4 protein-coding genes are annotated in these 3754 nt (G+C 68.2%); all 4 read left to right on the forward strand.

Features of this window, described 5'->3' with window-relative positions; all coding sequences use genetic code 11:
• The first annotated feature begins 260 nt into the window (after positions 1–260).
• Complete coding sequence (gene rimP, locus ACREEF_RS15605; protein WP_431566485.1) at positions 261–857, forward strand: ribosome maturation factor RimP; 597 nt, start codon at positions 261–263, stop codon at positions 855–857.
• Entirely contained in the window at positions 857–2590 is a 1734-nt protein-coding gene (nusA, locus tag ACREEF_RS15610; protein WP_431566486.1) for a transcription termination factor NusA, read from the forward strand. The genes rimP and nusA overlap by 1 nt, the downstream gene beginning before the upstream one ends.
• A gap of 18 nt (positions 2591–2608) precedes the next feature.
• On the forward strand, positions 2609–3313 hold the full coding sequence (locus ACREEF_RS15615) for an RNA-binding protein (protein ID WP_431566487.1): 705 nt from the start codon (positions 2609–2611) through the stop codon (positions 3311–3313).
• 79 nt (positions 3314–3392) lie between these two features.
• Positions 3393–3754 (forward strand): translation initiation factor IF-2 associated domain-containing protein (locus tag ACREEF_RS15620; protein ID WP_431566488.1); only part of this gene is annotated, 362 nt, incomplete at its 3' end.

A 3754-nucleotide genomic window follows, 5' to 3' on the forward strand; every position in this document is an offset into this window, starting at 1 on the left:
GGTCCAGGCCCCGGCCCGCGTCGCCCAGCCGGTGGCCCAGACGGTCGCCGCCCTGCGCGCCGGCGGCGCCGCCCGCAAGCCGACCCTGGCGGTGGTCACGGACGGCTGGGAGGAGTTCTGATCGGCCATGACGACGGCGGGGGCTGACACGGCCCCCGCTTTCGCCTATATGACCGCTCACATCGTTAGACCGGCGTCCAACGGCGTCGTTTCAAGCGGCGGCCCGGACGGACCGCCGCTTTTGTATTTGGACCTGAGCCTTGCGCGCCAAGACCGCTGAAGACCGCGCCCTGCTGGAGATGATCGACCCCGTGGCCGAGAGCCTGGGGCTGGCCGTCGTGCGCGTTCGCCTGATGGGCGGCACCCTGCGTCGCCGCCTGCAGATCATGGCCGAGCGCGTGACCGACCACGACATCTCGGTCGAGGAATGCGCCCGCCTGTCTCGCGCCGTGTCGGAAGTGTTCGACGCCGCCGACCCGATCGCCGGCGAATACCTGCTGGAAGTCTCGTCGCCCGGCATCGACCGGCCGCTGACCCGCCTGCTGGACTTCCAGCTGTTCGAAGGCTTCGAGGCCCGCCTCGAAACCGACCGCATGGTCGAGGGCCGCAAACGCTTCAAGGGCGTTCTGGCCGGGGTCGAGGGCGACAACGTCGCCGTCGATCTGGACGGCGAGGAGGACACGGCCCTGATCCCCTTCGAGTGGATCGCGGACGCCAAGCTGGTGCTCACCGACGAACTGCTGAAGCGGGGCGCGGCCCTGCGCGCGGCGCGCGGCGAACCCGAAGACGACGGCCTGCCGGAAGGTGAGGCCGAAACCGAACAAACCACCCCGACCTCGACCAAGGACAAAGCCTGATGGCCGTCACCGGTATTTCCGCCAACCGCCTCGAACTGCTCTCGATCGCCGACGCCGTCGCGCGTGAGAAGAACATCGACAAGGAAATCGTCATCGAGGCGATCGAGGAGGCGATCCAGAAGGGCGCCAAGTCGCGTTACGGCGCCCACCACGACATCCGCGCCAAGATCGACCACAAGACCGGCGAGCTGTCGCTGACCCGCCACGTCACCATCGTCGAAGACGACTGGCAGCCGGAAGACGAGCTGGAAGAGTTCAACGACAGCGCCATGGTGCGCCTGCGCGACGCCGCCAAGCGCGACCCGGAAGCCGAGGTCGGCAAGGAATACGTCGAGGTTCTGCCGCCGTTCGAGTTCGGCCGCGTCCAGACCCAGATGGCCCGCCAGGTCGTGACCGGCAAGGTCCGGGAAGCCGAGCGCGCCAACCAGTACGAAGAGTTCAAGGATCGCGTCGGCGAGATCGTCAACGGTACGGTCAAGCGCGTCGAATACGGCAACACCATCGTCGACCTGGGCCGTGGCGAAGGCATCATGCGCCGCGACCAGTCGATCCCGCGTGAAGTGTTCAACGTCGGCGACCGCGTCCGCACCTACATCTACGACGTCCGTCCCGAGGCCAAGGGCCCGCAGGTCATGCTGTCGCGCGCCCATCCGGGCTTCATGGCCAAGCTGTTCGCCCAGGAAGTGCCGGAAGTCTATGACGGCGTGATCGAGATCCGCGCCGCCGCTCGCGACGCCGGTTCGCGGGCCAAGATGGCCGTCCTGTCGAACGACAGTTCGATTGATCCTGTGGGCGCCTGCGTCGGTATGCGCGGCTCGCGCGTTCAGGCGGTCGTCGCCGAACTGCAGGGCGAGAAGATCGACATCATCCAGTGGAACGACGACGAGCCCACCTTCATCGTCAACGCCCTGGCGCCGGCCGAAGTGGCCAAGGTGGTGCTGGACGAGGAAGCCGACCGCGTCGAGGTGGTGGTGCCGGACGAGCAGCTGTCGCTGGCCATCGGCCGTCGCGGCCAGAACGTCCGCCTGGCCTCGCAGCTGACCGGCTGGCAGATCGACATCATCACCGAGTCGCAGGACAGCGAGCGTCGCCAGAAGGAGTTCGCCGAGCGGACCGCCCTGTTCCAGGAAGCCCTGGACGTCGACGAGACCATCGCCCAGCTGCTGGTCACCGAAGGCTTCGCCACGGTCGAGGACCTGGCCTTCGTCGAGCCTTACGAAGTGTCAGAAATCGAAGGCTTCGACGAAGAGACCGCCGAGGAGCTGCAGACCCGCGCTCGCGAGTTCCTGGATCGCAAGGCCGCCGAGCTGGACGCCAAGCGCGTGGCTCTCGGCGTCGCGGACGACGTCCTGGCCGTTCCGGGCGTCACCGGCGCCATCGCCGTCGCCCTGGGCGAAGGCGGGGTGAAGACGGTCGAGGACCTGGCCGACCTGGCCACCGACGAAATCCGCGGCGGCTATGAAGTCCGCAACGGCGAGCGCGTGAAGGTCGCGGGCGTGCTGGAAAGCTTCAACCTGTCGCAACAGGACGCCGAGCTGCTGATCCTGCAGGCCCGCGTGGCCGCCGGCTGGATCGACGCCTCGGAACTGCCGCAGCCTGAGCCCGAGCCCGAGTACGAGGAAGAAATCTTCGCCGAAGCCGGTGAAGAGGGCGCCGAATACGAGGCTGAAGCCGTTGATGTCGATGCGGAGGTCTTCGCCGAAGAAGACCTCGAGCCGTCGCAAGACGCCTGATGGGAGCCGCAGCCGTCCATGACCCCGAACGAGGCGCTGATCGATAGAGACCGTCAGGACCTGGTGACCCGCCAGGTTCTCGATGAATCTCGCCTGATCCGCTTCGTGCCGGCGCCGGACGGCTCGGTCGCTCCCGACCTGGCGCGCAAGCTGCCCGGCCGCGGCCTGTGGGTCGCCGCCGACCGCGCCTCGATCGAGACGGCGGTGAGGAAGAACCTGTTCGCCCGTTCGGCCAAGGCGCCGCTGAAGCCTGCGCCGGACCTGGCCGACATGGTCGAGAAACTGCTGGTGCGGCGCTGTCTGGACCAGCTGGGTCTTGCCCGGCGCGAAGGCGTGCTTATCTCTGGCTTCGAAAAGAGCGCCGCCGCCATTCGCGGCGGAAAGACGGCTTGGGTCATCGAGGCGGCGGACGGGTCCGCCGACGGTCGGGGCAAGCTTCTGGCCCTGGCGAAACATCCGTCCCCGGCGCCCAAAATTTGCGGCGCTTTCCGCGCGGACGATTTGAGTTTGGCCCTTGGGCTGGAAAATGCGATACACGCCGTCCTGCTGAAAGGCGGGCGAGCTGATCGCTGGACCCTAGAGGTCGAGCGACTGGCGGGATTTCGGCCTCTGCGTCCAGAGAGCTGGAGCCGGGCTGGCCCCGGCGAGGGCGCCGAGGACGACCGGGGCGAGACCCCGGAACGAGAGCCTGAGGCTTTTGGCGGGCGAGGACCTGTTTCCTGACCAGGGAGCGGGACCACGCCCGGCTATGGGTGTTTGACGAGACGACGGCGGAATTCTCCGCCCCGAGTAAAGCGACCGGATGAGCGACGAAAACGACAAGACCGAAGACGGCAAGACCCCTGCCAACGCGCCTTCTCAAACGGGGCCGCGCGCTCCGCTGAGCCTGAAGCCGCGCGCGGCGGGATCGGTCTCGACCGGCACCGTGAAGCAGAGCTTCAGCCACGGCCGCTCCAAGACCGTGGTCGTCGAGACGAAGCGCCGCGCCGGCGCGGTCCCCGGACATCAGCGTCCGCAGGGCTTTGACGTGTCGCGTCCGCGCGCCGATCAGGGCGCGCCCCAGACGCCGCGCCCCAATGCGCCGCGTCCCGCCGGCGGCGCCCTGTCGGTCGAGGAACAGGAGGCGCGTCGCCGTGCCATCGCCCTGGCCACCCAGGCCCAGGC

The organism is Brevundimonas sp., assembly GCF_050729455.1.
Lineage (GTDB): Bacteria > Pseudomonadota > Alphaproteobacteria > Caulobacterales > Caulobacteraceae > Brevundimonas.